Here is an 18,327-nt window from a genome sequence, read left to right as displayed (position 1 = left end):
ATAATAACCCAAAATAAAAAGAAAATGAAAAAGCGAATGTGTAGCTAATAAAAAACCATTTCTGCGGGAACAGAAATGGCGAAGCTTAAAGAAATTGTACATCTCTATAAGGACGGGCGGAGTATATCCGGCACCGGTCACCTTATTTATTAAACTAAAACAAAGTAATGAAAAAAAAAATAAATAGATATATAGCATTATGTATTTTGTTGATTTCCACTGGAATTAAAGCACAGGAAACCAAACCGCTTATCCAGTCCAAACTTGAAGGAACAGTAATCGATGCTGCGACAAAGGAACCTATTATTGGTGCTTCGGTGAACATTAAAGGGACTACTCATGGGGTGGTAACTGATTTTGATGGAAGATTTCATTTCCAAACCGGGCAAAAACTTCCTTATACTTTAATCGTAAGCTATTTGGGGTATAAAAAAGCAGAAGTTGTAGCCAGTGAAAATTCGGTTACCGTTGGCCTTACACAGGAACAAAACGCACTGTCGGAAGTAGTAGTTACCGCATTAGGTATTACGAAAGAGAAAAAATCGTTAGGATACACTACGCAGGCGCTTAAAGGAAAAGAAGTGTCGGATACAAAAGAAACCAACTTTTTAAACAGCCTTAGTGGTAAATTGGCGGGTGTTCGTATTACCAATTCACAGGGAGATATGGGATCTTCACGTATTGTTATTCGTGGTGAAACTTCTATATCCGGAAACAATCAGCCGTTGTTTGTGGTCGATGGAGTTCCGGTAGACAACTCACAGTTGGGTAGCACTGGAGGAACCACCCGCGATTTTAAAAATGCGATTGCCGATTTAAACCCGCAGGATATTGAGTCATTAAGTGTACTGAAAGGACCTAACGCGGCAGCTCTTTACGGATCTCGTGCGGCACATGGGGTAGTTTTGATTACAACAAAATCAGGAAAAAGTCAAAAAGGATTGGGGATTAGCGTCAATTCAGGAATTACCATCTCTCAGGTGGCGACTTTGCCTAAATTTCAAAATTCATTTGGGCAAGGATCAAACGGAAAGTTCAGCTTTGTAGACGGTAAAGGGGGCGGTATCAATGACGGAGTGGATGAAAGCTGGGGACCTAAACTGGACGGCAGACTTATCCCTCAATTTTACTCCAATGGTGTTGCTGTACCTTTCGTAGCACATCCGAATAATGTAAAGGACTTTTTTAATACCGGTGTTACTTATGACAATAGCGTTTCTATCGCGAAATCAGATGAAAAATCAGATTTTCGTTTGGGAATAAACAATCAAAAACAACTGGGAACAGTACCTAACAGTGAAGTAAACAAAACGAACTTTACGGTTAATACCAATTACCAAATCTCTAAAAATATAAAAGTAGGGGTTACGGCCAACTATATTGTGACCGATGCTCCGGCTTTACCGGGCGGTCCTCAGGGTAACCGTGCTGCTGGTGTAATGCTTCAGTTTCTTTGGTTCGGACGTCAGGTAGACATCGACGAACTTCAGAAGAACAGAGACGTGAACTGGAACAACAGTTATTACAGCAATCCGTACTGGAACGCGTATTACAACACCACCAGCCAACAGCGTAATCGTATTATTGGAGACATTCATTTGGATGCCAAAATTATCGAGGGCCTTAATTTCAAATTCCGTACCGGAGTTGATTATTACAACGATCGCAGAAAGTACACGATTAAATACGGTACAAACGGAACGCCTTTCGGATCGTATGCAGAAGATGCTTACACCGTAAACGAAAGAAACACGGAGGGGATTTTTACTTATACTAAAAAAGTAAACGACGATTTTAGTGTGGATGCCCTTGCCGGATTCAATATTCGTAACCACAGTGATGCCAACAATTATCAAAAAGCACCACGTTTGGCTGTACCGGACTTGTATACCCTGACGAATTCGAGAGACCCGTTGACTTCGTCAAACTCAATTTCGAGATTAAGAGTATACAGTGCTTATGCGTCGGCACAATTTGGGTATAGAAATTATGCTTATCTGAACGTAACTGCCCGTAACGACTGGTCGTCTACATTGCCAAGCAGCAACCGTTCTTATTTTTATCCTTCCTTTAACGGTAGTTTTGTAGTTTCTGACGCCTTTAATCTGAAAAGCAATACACTTGATTTCTTAAAACTTCGTGGAGGCTGGTCGGAAGTAGGTAACGATGCAGATCCTTACCAACTGTCTACTGTTTACGATTTTCAAACTGCCTTTGACGGAAACCCGATTCAAACTTCGGCTAAGAAAAAACTGAATGAGAACCTGAAACCTGAAACTACGCGTTCTACGGAATTAGGTATAGAATCTTCTTTCTGGAAAAACAGACTGCATTTGGATGTGGCGTATTACAACACCAATAGTTTTGATCAGATCTTAGAAATAAAAACCACAGCTTCGAGCGGTTACAATTCGCAATTGATCAACGCAGGTAAAGTGAACAACCGCGGTATCGAAGTTCAGTTGGACGGAACTCCTGTTCAAACGGAGGACTTCAAATGGAATGTAGGCGTAAATTACTCGAAGAATATAAGCGAAGTAAAGATTTTGGACTACGACAAACAGATTCAAAACTATACCATTGGTTCTTCAGGAGGTGTTGATGTATTGGCTTCAGTAGGGCAGGCTTACGGTGCTCTTTATGGCACAGCGTATCAGCGTGATGCCAACGGAAATATAGTAGTAGGTGCTAACGGATTGCCTAAGGCCGATCCGCAAAAGAAAGTATTAGGACATTATACTCCGGATTATTTAGCGGGTGTAACCAATACATTGACGTATAAAAATCTTGAATTTTCATTCCTTATTGACGCCAGTGTTGGGGGTGACATTTATTCGGGAACCAACAGAACAGGTACTTATACCGGTGTACTGGCGGAGACATTAGCAGGCCGTGATGCCGCAAATGGAGGTTTAAATTACTATTATCCAAATAACAACTCGGCCAATCCGAAAACATTGTTAACAGGTGGCACAGCTCCAAATGGAGCAACGGTATATGATGATGGTGTTATTTTTAACGGAGTGTATGCTGACGGAACCCCAAACTCTCAGGTGATTAGTGCACAGGAGTTTCACAAAGCATCTTACAACATTAACGAAGCCTACATTTACAGTTCGACTTTTGTAAAACTAAGAGAGGTAAAACTGGCTTACAATTTCAATAAGAAATTTGTTAGAAAACTTGGATTAGAAGGAGCAAGTATTACAGCTGTAGGCCGTAACCTGTTATTTATCTATAAAGATGCACCAAATATTGATCCTGAAACGGCTTTCACTACCGGAAATGCTCAGGGATTGGAGAGCTTAGCTTTGCCAACGACTAGAAATTTCAGTCTGAATGTTAATCTTAAATTTTAAAAAAAAGAAATCATGCTAAAAAAATTAGCCTATATAACTCTATTTGCGGTGTCGCTTACTTCTTGTGGGGATACGCTGGATGATCTTAATAAAAATCCAAATGCAACCGAAACACCACTGGCACCTTATCTGTTAACCGGAACACTAAAACAGGGAGCCGATTTGTATTGGGGATCTGATAATAACTTTAATGCCTCTTTATTATTTGTCCAGCATTGGGCTAAGGTTCAGTACACAGAGCCGGACAGGTACGATGTATCAAACACCTCTTTCACTACTTTGTGGAATACAGGTTACGCCACCTTAATTACAGATTTGAACACCATTCTGAAATTTCCGGATCAGCAGGCCAACCCAAACTATAAAGGAATTGCACTAACATTGCGCTCGTGGACATTTTTATTGTTAACAGATGCCTACGGAAGCATTCCGTACAAAGAAGCAGGCTTAAAAGTAACACCGGCCTACAATACGCAAAAAGAAGTGTATACAGGATTACTGGAAGATTTAAAACAGGCACAGTCTTTATTAAATCCGGCAAGTGGAAGCGTAACGGGAGACTTGGCGTATAAAGGAGATATCACAAAATGGAAGAAGCTTGTAAATTCACTTCGTTTGCGTATCGCATTGAGAATCTCAGATAAAGAGCCTGCATTGGCCAAACAAGCAGCGATTGAAGCAACAAGCGATGCTGCGGGAGTCATTGGCAACAATAACGAAACCTTTAAGTTTACTTTTACCAGTTCACCTCAGCAAAATCCTGCTTCGGCCTGGTTTGAAACCCGTGATGATTTTCGTATTTCGAAAACTTTGGTAGACAAGTTAAACGAATTATCCGATCCGCGTTTGCCGGTTTATGCTCAGCTGCCTACAGATCAAACTGTTGGTAAGTATGTGGGTGGTGCAAACGGATTATCAAACAGTGATGCGAATAGTCAAGGTTTTGCTAAGACCTCAAAACCGGGAACTTACTTCCTGACTTCATCGTCACCGGCTGTAATTGTTTCCTATTCTGAAGTACTGTTTAACCTTTCTGAAGCGGTAGCACGTGGTTATATTGGCGGAGATGCTGAGCAATTGTACAAAAATGCAATTACTGCTTCGTTCAATCAATTTGGAATCACAGATGCAACAACAATCAATAAATATCTGAATCAGGCTACTGTAAAATATGATGCGACTAATTATGCCAAATCGATAGGTACACAAAAATGGATTGCATTCTACGGACAAGGTCTTGATGCTTTTGTGGAATGGAGAAGACTTGATTATCCGGTACTAAAAGCTGGTCCGGCTACGGTTTTGAACGGACAGATTCCTTCGCGTTTCTTTTATCCGGGAACAGAGCAGTCATTGAACGGAACGAGCTACCAAGCCGCAGTATCCGCTCAGGGAAAAGATTTGCTGACTACAAAACTATGGTTTGACGCCAATTAAATCCTATTTGGAAATAATTGATTTATAAAAAATGTTTTTTTTGAGAAACAGCCCTGCACTAAAACAATGGTGCGGGGCTGTTTGTTTTATGGCTTTGAAGGTCAGTCAGCTAAAAACAAAACCTAAATTTCTATTTCATTTCCCATTAACGGAACAGTACATTTAAAATGATAGCGATGGTGAATTTTAATTCGCAGTTCATCAGCCGGCAAATTTTCGCCATGCACTAAAAAAACACATTTTGGAGTGTTGGTAAGAGCAGACAGCCAGTTTAAAAGATCATTTTGGTCTCCGTGTGCAGAGAGACCTTCTATCTGAAAGATTTTGGCTCGCACCGTATAGTAATTTCCATAAATTTTAATTTCTTTATCACCTTCAAGAAGTTTTCTTCCGCGAGTACCTTCTGCCTGGTAACCGACAAAAATAACAGTTGTTTTTTCAAGACTGATATAATGTTCAAAATAGGATAATACCCGCCCGCCTGTTGCCATACCGCTTGCAGCAAGAACTACTTTGGGCTGAGGATTTGCAATAATACGCTGCGTTTCCTCGTACTCGGAAACAATCCTAAACATTTTTGCCATCTCATGACAGTCCTCAACAGACAGTTTGTGCCATTTTAAATTCTCTAAAAATACGTGCAGGGCATTGGCCCCCATTGGAGTATCGAGTATGTAAGGAACGTCAGGAATTCTGCCTTCCCGTTTGAGCTGCCACAGCAAAAACATGACCGATTGCGCCCGCTCTACAGCAAAGCCCGGAATGATGACGGTTTCATTTTGTGCTATAGCAGCATTGATGAGTGTTTCCAGTTCTTTCTTTACATCTAAATTGGGATGCAGTTTGTTGCCATAGGTGCTTTCCAGAAAGATATAATCGGCCTTTAGGGGTTTGGTTGGCGGAAACATCAGTACATCGTCATCACGGCCTATATCCCCCGAAAACACTAGAGTTTTACCCTCGGCAGTCAGCGTAATGCTACAGGCTCCTATGATATGTCCTGCATTTTCAAAAACGGCGGTGGTATCCTCTGCAATCGTTACGACTGTATCAGGAGGGATGACTTTAAAAAATGACATCACAGCCTCAGCCTGTTCTACGGTATAAAGCGGCTCCGCGTGCGTGTGTTTCGAATATTGTTCCTTGTTGGCCCTTTCGGCTTCTTCCTCCTGAATTTTAGCACTGTCCAAAAGGACCAATTTCGCAATCGATTTGGTCGGACCGGTACAGTATATCTTACCCGTAAAACCCTGAGCTACCAATCGCGGAAGCCAGCCACAATGATCCAGATGACCGTGGGTAAGCAGGACAAAATCGATACTGGAGGGTAAAACAGGTAAAGGATCCCAGTTGAGTTCCCGAAGCGATTTTATCCCCTGAAAAAGACCACAATCAATCAGTATTCTGTTACTTTTTGTTTCGATCAGCGTTTTAGAACCGGTTACAGTTCCCGCACCTCCTATAAATTTTACTTTCATGTCAAATAAGTTTACAAATTTGCGAAGCTTCGTGTAGTATATTTTTGATTCGGTTTTGGCTAAGTCCTATTTTTGACAGGCTTTGTGGATCATCAATAAGGTCTTTAACCAAGATCTGATCCAGAAAAAGCAGCTTTTCTTTTTCAACTAGTGACAAGGTAGTGAGACAGGTAATAGGGTAGAGCGCTCCTTTGTCAATTTTATTTTTAAGACTATTGTCTTGCGGATAATCCCAGCTTACCAACGAGATTCCGCTGCAACTGGCAAAATCCTGCGCGTCTTTGGTAAAACGATTGTTGGTCACAATAATACAGGAATTAATACTTTCGTTATTGGTAAAAATAGTGTGTCGGTTTGCCTTAAGGTCATTAAAACGGGAAAGGATGTACATCGGGACTTTTACATCCGAAGAACCTTCTTTGCTGCCGTGAAACTTACATTCAATCATGGTAATCAAATTCTCCTTCATAATAGCCACATCCACTTCATGTGACACACATTTTCCTTGTAGCGTTAAATTTATTTTGGCTTTGTAACCGTCTGCGGCATACAGTCTGGCAATGAATTTTTCAAAGAAAAAACCAGCTGGACCAAGCATTTGCAACGCCAGTCTGATATTGTAACGTCCTGCATGTCCATTGGCCGCTTTTTTTAGAATCACAAAGGCCATTTTGTAGATTTCTTTGGTGGTAATACCCTCATAGATTTGCTTTTCGATTTCACCCAGAGATTCCTGGATAAGATCGGGTGCAGCTCCCGATTTTTTGAGAGAAAGCTTTAGTTTTTCTTTGTCGAATGGGACTTTGTGCCCGGAGTGCTTCGTTATTTTCATCACAGACAATGCGTTTAAGAGCTGATTCTGTTTATCAAAAAAGAAAAACAGCAGCTTGTTGCTATTGAGTTTAGGTTCCCTGCATTTGCTTTTTACAGTAGGTTTTGGGAACGGTAATTAGGATTTTCGAACTTTATTCGTTCGGTTACTCCTGAAACTGGAAAATTGAAGATTTGGTAGTAAGTTGGCAGAAGAACGGTTACAGATGGCAACAGGACACTGTCAATTACAGTTTAATTGCTATTAAAAGTGTTTAATTTTTAAATAGTATACAAAGAGTAAGCGTATGAACAAATTTCGGTAAATATTTTTGATAATCAGCGTTTTAAGCTAAAATTTAAGAAAGAAAGAAGTGGTTTGGATCTTAGTGTTTTAAAATATTATTTTTATTGAGTCTAAATTAGGTTATATTTGCAACGATTAACCGCCTTTTTGTGATATAGCTTCCGCAGCTGCTAGAAATTTAATACCATGTTTCTTTTTAATAGTCTTACGGCATTCCTGTTTAAAAGGATTGCAACTGTCCTTTCTGTAGCATTTCTGTTGCTTTTTAACCCAGTTTTTGCTCAAAATATCCCTAAAGTTACACTTCAGATTACCCTTAAAGATGCCGAAAGTAAAGTTCCGTTAAAAGGAGTTGTGCTTTCTCTAGAAGGAACCCGCAAGTTTGAAACCCTGTCAGATGATTTTGGTCATATCCTTTTAAATACTATTGAAAGTGGCCGCTACAAACTAAAATTGACGTGCCCGGGTTATGAAACGATCGAGAAAAATCTGGAATTGAAAGCCAATGAGAAGCTGTCATTCGAATTAATTCCGTCTAGCGTTCAGTTAAACGAAGTGGTTATAACTGCCGTAGAGTCGCGCGGAATGACCAGTACCTCGATTATCGATAAAAAAGCAATGCAGCATTTACAGCCATCGAGTTTTACCGACTTATTGGAATTACTGCCTGGCGGACGCTCGAAGGACCCTGTATTTAATGCTTCCAATCATATCAAACTACGAGAAGTGGGTATAGCCGACTCGAACTATGATATTTCCTCTCTAGGAACTTCTTTTGTAATTGACGGGATTCCTTTAAACACCGATGCGAACCTTCAATACACCACCGGACCCAACCTGACGATAACGCCGGGATCAGGATACGCCAATACAAGCCGAAATACCACCTCAAAAGGGGTAGACATGCGCTCTATTTCTACAGATCAAATTGAGAGAGTTGAAATCATCAGAGGAATTCCCTCTGTCGAGTATGGTGATTTAACGAGCGGATTGATTAAAATTCAGCGAAAAAGAGGACGCAGTAACTGGGAATCGCGCTTTAAAGCAGATGAATTTAGCAAGTTGTATTATATAGGAAAAGGCTTTGAATCGGAAGAGAAACGATTGGTACTGAACGTTGGATTGGATTATCTGAATGCAAAATCAGATCCGCGAAATAGTTTTGAAAACTATAAGAGAATCACGACATCCATACGGGCACAAAAAACATGGGAAAATGATGCTCATCAGCTTCAATGGGATTCCAGTTTAGATTACAGTGGGTCTGTCGACAATGAAAGGGCAGATCCCGATGTGGGTTATACTAAAATTGACCGATATAGTTCGAGTTACAATCGATTTTCACTGGCCAACTCCTTCAATTTAAACTTTAAAACATCCTCGTTTTTAAAAGCGCTTCATACATCGGCATCGCTTAGTCAGCAATACGATAAAATAGAACAGACCAAATGGGTACAGGTATCCAGTGCAAAGGCCATCCCCAATACGACACAACAGGGTGAATCTGACGGGATTTTTCTAACACCGCAGTATGTTTCTAATCTTACTGTAGACGGAAAACCATTTGATGCGTTCTTAAAAGCTATGGGAGATTTTGAAGTTCGTTTGTTTGGAATTACACATGCTTTAAAAGCGGGCTCGGAGTGGACCTATTCTAAAAACAACGGAAAAGGGCAGGTGTATGATACCACACATCCGCCATCGCCTGAAATGTCTACACGTCCGAGAGCATACAAAGATATTCCTGCGAGTACAGATCTGTCTTTTTTTGCCGAAGACGCGATTACAGTTCCGCTTGGTAAACATCGGTTAAACATGGCCGGAGGTATCCGGGCAATGTCGTTATTGAATGTGCCATCGGCTTACTCCATTCACGGAAAATACTATTTCGATCCCAGAATTAATACTCAATGGGTGCTTCCGTCTTTTAAAATGGGCGAACATGTAATGAAAGCAGAGTTTACAGCGGGTTTCGGGCAGTATACTAAATTTCCAACGCTGGCACAGCTTTACCCTGATTTTATCTATAACGATTTGGTGCAGCTCAACTATTATCACAATACACCGGAGTACCGAAGAATTAACCTGATGACCTACAAAACGTCTCCGGTAAATTACGAGCTGACACCGGCAATTAATAAAAAATGGGAGCTTCGTGCTGATTTTTCGTACGACAGCAATCGGTTTTCGGTGACTCTTTTTAACGAACGCATGGATTCCGGATTTAGAAACAATTCGAGATACCAGGCGCTTTCGTATAAAAAGTACGACAATAATTCTATCGATCCTTCAACTTTAACCGCACCGCCTGATCTGGCACAGCTGCGTTTTGTTATGGATACTTTATTAACGTCTTACAACATCACCAATAACGGAAGCAAACTGCTTAAAAGCGGTGTCGAGTTTCAATTCTCTTCAAAGCGTTTTACCGCAATCAACACCCGATTTACGCTGAATGGCGCCTGGTTTAAAACAACCTATACCAACAGCAGTCCGGTTTATAAAAGAGGGCAGAAAGACATTATCATCGACGGAAAAAGGCTTCCTTATTTAGGGCTTTACCAGTTTGATGATGGCTCTGAAAAACAGCAGTTCAATACCAATATAATTGCAGACACCTATGTTCCTTCTCTTGGATTAGAGTTTTCGGGCTCCTTCCAGTTTTTATGGTTTAGAAACGATCAGTCTACCCCTATGAACGGAACGCCTGTTGCTTATATCGATCCTTCGGGCAAACAACATCCTTATCTTGAAAAAGACAAATCAGATCCTGTTTTACAATGGCTGGACATCAAGTACAATGAGGCTTTGTTTCAAAAAAAGACCGTTCCGATGTCGATGAACATGAACCTGAAAGTGTCTAAAGATTTTTATAAGCGATTTAGAATTTCCATGTTCGTTAACCGACTCTTCAGCTACTATCAAAACTATGAAATCAATGGTCAGAAGATTGAACGTAGAGGGCTTACTTCACCTTATTTCGGGATGGAATTAAACTTGAATTTTTAACTTTTAATATTAAATAAATTACCCAATTATGAGAATTAAATTACTACCCATTTATCTAACAATAGCCTTAGTGGCACTCTTACAATCCTGTTCTAAAGACGATGATAACAGCAGTAAGGAAACGGCTTTAACTTTAACACTTGTAAATCCCGATGATTTAAGCAGTGTTGCCTTTTCTGAAATTTCGGTTTCTTTTAAAGAGCGCAATACCGGTAAAATCACACAAAGCAAAGCGGTATCGAACACCCTTTCGGTTGCGTTAAGCGAAGGTTCTTATGAAATTTCTGTTGATGGAAAAATTAAATATACCATAGATGGAAATACGGTTGAAGCTACGGTAAGTAGTTATAAAGAATCGGTGGTGGTTACCGGTGGAAGTGCAGCTGTTTCTTTGAATCTGTTCCTGAAAACAACCCAGTCTGATTTTGTGATCGAAGAGGTATTTTTTACCGGAACAAGAACTCCTCAGGGCAAACAGTATTTAGGAGACAAATACTTTAAAATTCACAATAATACGGACAAGGTATTGTATGCAGACGGTTTAATGATCGCGCAGTCAGAATTTATGACTACCGATAAACAGGAGTATACCCCAAATATTATGGCACAATCGTTTGCTGCATCAGCTGTTGCGATTGTTCCGGGTAACGGAACTACTTATCCAATCGCTCCGGGTGAATTTTTTGTTATTGCCGAAGACGCGATCGATCATAAAGAATACAACTCGGCCTCGATGGATTTGAGAAAAGCCAATTTTGAATTTTATACCGAAGATGCCGATGATGTTGATAATCCTGCCGTTCCGAATATGGAAAGCTTATTCTCTTCTATGGTGATCCACAACAGAGGATTTAAAAGTTTTGTTATCGCTCGTTTGCCAATAACCAAAGCAAAATACCTTACGGATTACACCTATGACTACGAGTACAATTTGGTAGTTGGTGGAGAAAGTTACCCAATGGGAGAAAGTGTTTATTCGATTCCAAACACATGGATTATAGACGCTGTTAACCTAGGTGTTGAGTCTGAATTTCAATGGATTGTAACAGCGCCATCATTGGATAAGGGTTGGACGTATTGCGGAAAAGTAGATTCTGATGCAACCCGTTACGGAAAAAGTGTTCGTCGTAAAGCGCTTTCAACTACGGCAAACGGTAAAAAAATATTAAAGGATACTAACAATTCTACTTTAGATTTTAGTCCTGAGGTTAAACCCTCTTTAATGAATTAATGAATGTAATCATGAGCTTTCGTTCCCTGTTTCTATTTCTTATTTTGAGTTCGGGTATGCTGTATGCGCAGGACAGTACTTCGGTGCTGGTTCGCGTCCAGGAAGACTTATCTCCTGAGCAAAATTTTGTCGGCGCTTTCTATAGTAATCCTGCCAATCAGCGTTATGCCCGTCGTTATTCATTATCAGAACTGAGTGCCAATTATAGTTCGGCTTCACAGCAAACCAATATAAAGCAATTGGGGAATGGAATTAGCCAGTTTCTAATCAACGCCAAATCGTACTATAAGATGAATTCTGAAAATACAGTTTTTGGAAACGCGTATTACAAGAATGGCAAGCGCAAAAAGGTGCATTGGAACGAAAGCTCAGATTATCAAATCATTTATCCGTATGTAACGGCCGATTCTATTGGAGGTGATCTTTCGTATGAGGAGTATTCTTTTAGCGGTGGTTATACTAAAGCTTTTAGTAAAATGAACCTCGGTATTTCAGCCAATTACAGGGCTTTAATGGAGTATAGAGATATTGATCCGAGACCAAAAAATACCGTTTCAGATCTTAAGGTTTTGGCTGGTATTTCGGTAAACGTTGGTGATCATTATGTTTTAGGATCAGCGCTAAATCTGCAAAAATATACTCAATCTGATAATTTGAAATTCTTTAGCGAATTGGGTGCTCCGGCGGTTTATCATATGGTAGGACTTGGTGTGTACAATAAGCTGCTTACCGGAAATAAACTCAGCTCTTATTACGACGGAAGAGGATACGGCGGAAGCTTGCAGTTTTTCCCAAAAGATCGAAGTGGTTTTGGATTAACGGCAGGATACAATCGGTTTGAGTATGAAAAAATAATGACCGAGTTTCAAAATCTTGTTGCGTCTGCTATTTTAGAAAATAGTTATGAAGCAGCCGTTTCTTATTCTAAAAAATCAGAAGAAAAGTTTTGGGGCACAAAAATTGGACTTTTTTATACCAACAGAGCGGGAACCGAAAACATATTCGACAATCAAAGTACAACCTCTTACATTAAAATAGCCGAACATACGAAATACAGCAATCAGGTAACATCCGTTGTGTTTTCGGGATTGTATGTTATTCCAAAACCTGCATTAACCTGGTCGGTTGCACCAAGTTTTAATCTAAAAAATACAGCAGAAAAGTATAGTGATCCTCTGCGAACTGTAGACATACAGCAGGGTATTGGCCGACTGGATTTTGCCGTTTCAAAAATCCTGTCTCAATCCTTAATCAATCTTTCGGCTTCGTTGGAGCATAACTGGATTTTAAGTTCGGAGATGGCACTGAGTGACCGAAAAACAAATCAAATTTTCGACCTGCTCGATTCTAATTTTGCCTACTTATCAGCGGGGTATTCCAAGGTAAATCTCGCGGCAAGGTGGGACTATAAATACAAACCCGATCTTAACTTTTTTGTAAAAACGAGCTTTGATTATTACAACTATTCCAAAAACTTAAACAATACTTTTTATCAAATGTCATTGGGGTTGACATTTTAACACAGATTATAAAATCTTTATCTACTCACAATGAAGTCTCTGATAGTAAAAACCTCTTTTTTTGCCTTTTTTACAGGTATTATTTATGCATTGCTAAGTTTTAGTGCTGCATTTAGTGAAAAAATAGCAAACTCCAACTGGCGTGAAATTTATAGCAAACCCACTCATCAATGGCCAAAACCTACCGTTGACAAAGATGTTCTTTGGCAGGAATTTGAATCCCTGGCGATAGATAGCAGTTACTACGACAGATTGGAAGATCCTAAAGTAATTTTAGGTCAAATGCTATTTTTTGATCCCAAACTTTCCGGGTCCAATCAGGTTTCCTGCAGCAGTTGTCATGATCCGGAGCTTGCGTGGGGAGACGCAAGAGAAAAATCTTTAGGCCATGACCATTTGCAGGGAAAAAGAAACACGCCATCGTTATATAACATTGGAGCCCGGAAATCCTTTTTTTGGGACGGTCGTGCAGCAACTTTAGAAGAGCAGGCGCAAGGGCCCATTACGGCACATCACGAAATGAATATGGAAGCTAAAAGTTTGGCCAAAAAGCTAAAGAAAATCAAAGCTTATCCTGTTTGGTTTCAAAATGCCTTTGGGAGTTCGGAGGTTACCTATGAAAAAATCCTTCAGTCTCTGGCGGTGTTTCAAAAAACAATTCTCAGTAAAAGAAGCCGATTTGATGCTTTTATCGATGGCGATTATACGCAGTTATCCGATCAGGAAATATATGGGCTGCATCTTTTTCGTACCAAAGCAAGATGCATGAATTGCCATTCCGGGAAATACCTGACCGATGAATCCTTTCACAATATTGGACTCACTTATTACAAAAGAGAATACGAAGACTTAGGACTTTATAATGTTACTAAAAAAGCAGAAGATGTTGGGAAATTCAGGACCCCTTCTCTGCGCGATGTAACGTTTACCGGCCCGTGGATGCACAATGGTTTGTTTGACAATATCACCGGAATTGTAAACATGTACAACAGCGGTATGCACATGATCGACCCCGACGAATCGGAAAAAACAGCCGACCCGTTATTTCCTAAAACGGATGTTTTAATGCAGCCGTTACATCTTAATGATGAGGAAATTGTGGCTTTAGTTTCTTTTATAAAAACATTGTCAGGAAGACAGTATAAAATGGAAAGACCACAGATACCAAGGTAGATAACGCATAAAAAAATCCCATTTCGCAAGAGATGGGATTTACTTTTTAGGGAGTGAATAAAAACCTCCAGCCCGGACAAAAGTCCAAGCCAGAGGAGCAACAGGCATATATTTCTTTAAATGTTTTATGCATAGGATAAATAATCCAAAGTGTCTTCTGAAAGCACTTATTAAAAGGAATATCCTAGTGTTAACAGCCAGTTCGAAGGCGCACCAGGGAACAAACGAATATAGTCGTAACCTCCAACCCAGTAGGTTTTATTGGTGATGTTGTTGGCATTCACCTGAATTTTAAATTTATTGATGCTGTAATATAATGCCGCATTAAACAAGGTATAGCCCGGAATAGTTTGTGTAACCGTTTGACTTAAGTTGCGGGTGGTCACAAAATTAGTTCCGAAAGCCAGACCAAAATCTTTTAAAGCACCATCAGTAAAGTTGTAACGTGTCCAAACATTCCCTTGCTGTTTTGGCGTATTTGGTTTTTGTCTTCCAATTTCTGTACCTACAGGGCTTTCGGTAATTGCAGCTTCATTATACGAATAAGCCGCAGAAATACTCCAGTTTTTGGTAATACTTCCGTTCACATCAATTTCGATACCTTTTGACTCTTCCTCTCCAATGGATCGCATCAAATCTGGATTTACAGGATCGTTGGCAGGATATAAAGTGTTTTTTTGCTGAATTTTAAACAAAGCCACCGTCACAAAAAGTTTCTCTTTAAACCAGGAAGATTTTCCTCCAAATTCAATCATATTGCTTTCTAACGGATCAAATGGCCCACCTGCATTCGGATTGGATAAAGAAGAAGCCGTTTGTGGATTGTATCCCTTTACGTAAGTTCCGTATAAATTAATATTGGGATTAAGAGTATACGTAAGTCCAAAACGAGGCAGGAACGAATGCTGTTTTACCTTCTTTTCGGTTGTTTTTTTGTAGTTTTCTTTATCGGTATATTCGTCGTAACGAACCCCGATTAAAGCCTGAAAAGCGCCAAATTTAATGTGATCCTGAACATAAATTCCATATAAGGAATAATAAGTCGGGTCAAACGGACGAGCGGCATAGAAATATTTGCTCATGTCTTTTAACTGTTGTGATGTCGACGGATTGGTCAAATCAAAATGCGCCACATTGGGAACCGGATTCCCTTTAGAATCTAACAAATAAAGATTCTTCTTTTTAGGGTCGTAGGTTGCAATTGAACCCGTATTGGCTGCGTTTCGGTACCCTGTTGCCTGAAGTTGAGAACCTCCTGCCGGTACCTGTTCCTGTGCATAATCATAGCCGGCAATCAAATTGTGATCTAAAGCACCGGTTTTTGCCTGATATTTAAAAAAGGCAGAAAGATTATCAATATAACGCTTGCGCTTGCGTTGGAAAACCTGCATTTCGATTGCGGTCGGAATGGTCGTTCCATCACCAGCTGAAGCATATTTGTTGGCACCACGATGCTCCAAAAGATCCTCGGTATAACCCGTACGGATGTAAGAAGCAGAAAACGACAAACGATCGGTAAACTGATGGTTTAATGAAGTAGTAACAATATAAGTTTCTTCGTTTAAATAATCGTTTGTAGAATTTAACGAATTCGAGGTTTTTGTCGAATATAAATTATTCTCGTAAGTAGATTGTCCACGATCCAGTATACTTTTCGAACCCGTATAAATCAGGTCAAAGTTCACGCTTGTTTTATCATTTGGAAGAAAGGAAAGAGAAGGAGCAATGACAATATTTTTGTCGAATTGCAGATCTCTGAAAGAATTCGCATTTTCATACCCTACATTCAAACGGTATAAAAGCGACTTGTCTTCTGTCAGAGGCCCTGTAAAATCGGCTAAGGCTCTTAGCGTATTAAAACTTCCTGTGGAGAAACTGACACTGTTTGCGGCCTGATCCAGCGGTTTTTTAGTCACGCGGTTCAAAACTCCTCCCGGCGAAGCGTTCCCAAACAAAGCAGAGGAAGGTCCTTTTAAAACTTCAACACGTTCGAGGTAATTGGCAAGTGGCTGCTTCCAGAATCCGGTAGAAGTTCGCATTCCGTTTAATAATTGTGTATTGCTTCCTCCGTTAATTCTAAAACCACGAATCGAAATATCGTCATAAAAGGTAAACTGACTCACCCCGCTGAAGTTTTTTACCACTTCGCCTACGCGAATCGAACCCTGATCGGCGATTAACTCTTTGGTAGCATAAGAAACAGCTTGTGGAAGATCTTTTAAAGCTATTTCTGTTTTGGCTCCAATAAACGATTTGGTGTTTTTATACGATTTCTCCTTTCGGCCTGTGATCTCGACCGTCTGTAAAGTATTGATGTTTTCCTGTAAAACGATCGAAAGTTCAAGGTTTTCATTGAGTTGGAGCTCAACTCTTTTTTCCTGTGCAGAAAAACCCATTGCCGAAAAATGAAGGGTATACGTTCCTGGTGTCAGATTGTTGAATTCAAAGTTTCCTTTGTCATCAGAAGTAGTGTTTTTTTTGAGGCTTTTAAGAAACACAGAAGCATACGATACAGCTTCATTGTTTTGGGAAACGATCTTTCCCGTAATTCTGGCATTTTGCGCCTGACCAAGGCTAGAAAAGGCCAGCAGCAAAAGTAAATAATTGAATTTCATGGCGGTTATTTATATTATGATTTAAAAATTAGGTCACAAATATACTGTTATTATTTAGACTAAATATAAATAGCGTAAAAAAGAGAGAGATTTAACAGAATAATTTAGGCAGAAGATTTAATTTTTGTAAGGCATCGAATAGAACACAATCTTTTTGAATGCTATTTATATAGAGTAAAGGCTATATAGAAGCAATTCCGATTCGTAAGAAAGGAGATCTTTATTTTATATGCTTTTCAGGACTGTTTGTATACTATTTTTTTTACGATTTCAAAAAAAGACAGTTTGCTTTTTGTTTGAACACCTTATATTTTATTACTAATTTTAGAGTACAGTTAGGATTTGGTCCTGTATACCATTGCCTAATAATAAAATCAGAATCGCATATAACGTATAGCTACCAGTATGAGTCAATCACAAAATGTTACCGATTATCCAAACAACAACACCATTTTTATGGTTTGGAAATTTAAAAATCAGACCGATATAAAATCGGCATTTAAGAAAGTGTGTTCGTTGATCAGTAATTTAAACAATTCCTTTACCATAAGAATTCCCGACGGACGAAGCAGCTGCGTAATGGGGGTTGGACATGACGCCTGGATTACACTGGGATTACCGAAACCTTTACCGAAAGAACTGGTGAATTTTGAACCAATAACAGGAGCAAAACACACCGCAAAAGCTACCGCAGGTGATCTTCATTTTCATTTAAGAGCACAAAACGCAGCCATTTGTTTTGATATGGCTATGGCAATTTCAAAGGTTCTCGAGCCAGTCGCGGAATGTTTGGAAGAGATCCACGGATTCAGATATTGGGACGGTCGGTCTATTATTGGTTTTGTGGACGGCACCGAAAACCCGATAGGTGATGAGAGAGATTTTTTTGCAATAGTAGGTGAGGAAGATGCTGACTATAAGGGTGGAAGCTATTTGTTTGTACAGAAATACTTCCATAACATGAAAAATTGGGAAAATCTAACTACCGAGGAGCAGGAGAAAGTAATTGGAAGAACTAAAATGAATGATATTGAATTGGATGACGAAGTGAAACCTGCAAACTCACACAGCGCGCTAACCGCAATTACAGATGAAAATGGTGAGGAACTTAAAATTGTACGAGACAATATGCCTTTCGGAAATCCTTCTAAGGGAGAAGTGGGTACCTATTTTATTTCGTATGCCAGTACATTCAGCACCACAAGAAAAATGTTAGAGAATATGTTCATTGGTAATCCACCCGGAAACTATGACCGCATACTGGATTTTAGCACTGCAGCAACCGGAACATTATTTTTTGCACCAAGTTTTGATGTCTTAGATCAATACGCTGATGAATAAGATTATTTTGACTATAAATGCTAAACCGAATACCAATTGACAATCCA

Annotated in this window: 10 protein-coding genes; 7 read left to right on the top strand and 3 right to left on the bottom strand. The window is 39.7% G+C overall.

What is annotated here, in order from left to right; genetic code table 11:
• Positions 1-167: 167 nt before the first annotated feature.
• Together OLM61_RS18495 and OLM61_RS18490 are read left to right on the top strand one after the other, a co-directional pair.
• Positions 168-3,359 carry a SusC/RagA family TonB-linked outer membrane protein gene (locus OLM61_RS18495; protein WP_264524072.1) on the top strand — a complete coding sequence of 1,064 codons (3,192 nt, stop codon included), beginning with the start codon at positions 168-170 and terminating at the stop codon, positions 3,357-3,359.
• A 12-nt stretch (positions 3,360-3,371) separates the two neighbouring features.
• On the top strand, positions 3,372-4,796 hold the full coding sequence (locus OLM61_RS18490) for a SusD/RagB family nutrient-binding outer membrane lipoprotein (protein ID WP_264524071.1): 1,425 nt from the start codon (positions 3,372-3,374) through the stop codon (positions 4,794-4,796).
• Between the two features lie 122 nt (positions 4,797-4,918).
• Here OLM61_RS18490 and OLM61_RS18485 read toward each other — a convergent pair whose 3' ends face one another.
• The gene (locus tag OLM61_RS18485) at positions 4,919-6,274 is read right to left on the bottom strand and encodes an MBL fold metallo-hydrolase (RefSeq protein ID WP_264524070.1); all 1,356 of its coding nucleotides are present in this window, start codon (positions 6,272-6,274) and stop codon (positions 4,919-4,921) included.
• 1 nt (position 6,275) lies between these two features.
• Complete coding sequence (locus OLM61_RS18480; RefSeq protein ID WP_264524069.1) at positions 6,276-7,106, bottom strand: restriction endonuclease; 831 nt, start codon at positions 7,104-7,106, stop codon at positions 6,276-6,278.
• Between the two features lie 471 nt (positions 7,107-7,577).
• Here OLM61_RS18480 and OLM61_RS18475 point away from each other — a divergent pair, with 471 nt between their 5' ends.
• Genes OLM61_RS18475 through OLM61_RS18460 form a run of 4 tightly spaced genes read left to right on the top strand, consistent with a single transcriptional unit; the run spans position 7,578 to position 14,324 of the window.
• Positions 7,578-10,400, top strand: coding sequence for a TonB-dependent receptor plug domain-containing protein (locus OLM61_RS18475; RefSeq protein ID WP_264524068.1), 2,823 nt, complete (start codon positions 7,578-7,580; stop codon positions 10,398-10,400).
• Between the two features lie 28 nt (positions 10,401-10,428).
• Positions 10,429-11,631 carry a DUF4876 domain-containing protein gene (locus OLM61_RS18470; RefSeq protein WP_264524067.1) on the top strand — a complete coding sequence of 401 codons (1,203 nt, stop codon included), beginning with the start codon at positions 10,429-10,431 and terminating at the stop codon, positions 11,629-11,631.
• A gap of 11 nt (positions 11,632-11,642) precedes the next feature.
• Positions 11,643-13,151: a DUF6850 family outer membrane beta-barrel protein gene (locus OLM61_RS18465; protein WP_264524066.1), complete on the top strand. Its 1,509-nt coding sequence runs from the start codon at positions 11,643-11,645 to the stop codon at positions 13,149-13,151.
• 30 nt (positions 13,152-13,181) lie between these two features.
• Entirely contained in the window at positions 13,182-14,324 is a 1,143-nt protein-coding gene (locus OLM61_RS18460; protein WP_264524065.1) for a cytochrome-c peroxidase, read from the top strand.
• A gap of 170 nt (positions 14,325-14,494) precedes the next feature.
• Here the strand turns inward: OLM61_RS18460 and OLM61_RS18455 are convergent, their stop codons facing one another.
• On the bottom strand, positions 14,495-16,939 hold the full coding sequence (locus OLM61_RS18455) for a TonB-dependent receptor (protein WP_264524064.1): 2,445 nt from the start codon (positions 16,937-16,939) through the stop codon (positions 14,495-14,497).
• A 405-nt stretch (positions 16,940-17,344) separates the two neighbouring features.
• On the opposite strand from OLM61_RS18455, the gene OLM61_RS18450 reads away from it, so the two are divergent.
• The gene (locus OLM61_RS18450; RefSeq protein WP_264524063.1) at positions 17,345-18,280 is read left to right on the top strand and encodes a Dyp-type peroxidase; all 936 of its coding nucleotides are present in this window, start codon (positions 17,345-17,347) and stop codon (positions 18,278-18,280) included.
• The last annotated feature ends 47 nt before the right edge of the window (positions 18,281-18,327 follow it).

The organism is Flavobacterium sp. N502536 (assembly GCF_025947345.1).
Lineage (GTDB): Bacteria > Bacteroidota > Bacteroidia > Flavobacteriales > Flavobacteriaceae > Flavobacterium.
The sequence above is the reverse complement of the archived record's forward strand: the minus strand, read 5'-3'. Positions and strand labels throughout refer to the sequence as shown.

Coding starts and splice junctions, on each gene's coding strand:
- OLM61_RS18495 (WP_264524072.1), top strand. CDS start 168: ATGAAAAAAAAAATAAATAGATATATAGCATTATGTATTTTGTTGATT.
- OLM61_RS18450 (WP_264524063.1), top strand. CDS start 17,345: ATGAGTCAATCACAAAATGTTACCGATTATCCAAACAACAACACCATT.
- OLM61_RS18465 (WP_264524066.1), top strand. CDS start 11,643: ATGAGCTTTCGTTCCCTGTTTCTATTTCTTATTTTGAGTTCGGGTATG.
- OLM61_RS18475 (WP_264524068.1), top strand. CDS start 7,578: ATGTTTCTTTTTAATAGTCTTACGGCATTCCTGTTTAAAAGGATTGCA.
- OLM61_RS18490 (WP_264524071.1), top strand. CDS start 3,372: ATGCTAAAAAAATTAGCCTATATAACTCTATTTGCGGTGTCGCTTACT.
- OLM61_RS18470 (WP_264524067.1), top strand. CDS start 10,429: ATGAGAATTAAATTACTACCCATTTATCTAACAATAGCCTTAGTGGCA.
- OLM61_RS18460 (WP_264524065.1), top strand. CDS start 13,182: ATGAAGTCTCTGATAGTAAAAACCTCTTTTTTTGCCTTTTTTACAGGT.
- OLM61_RS18485 (WP_264524070.1), bottom strand. CDS start 6,274: ATGAAAGTAAAATTTATAGGAGGTGCGGGAACTGTAACCGGTTCTAAA.
- OLM61_RS18455 (WP_264524064.1), bottom strand. CDS start 16,939: ATGAAATTCAATTATTTACTTTTGCTGCTGGCCTTTTCTAGCCTTGGT.
- OLM61_RS18480 (WP_264524069.1), bottom strand. CDS start 7,106: ATGAAAATAACGAAGCACTCCGGGCACAAAGTCCCATTCGACAAAGAA.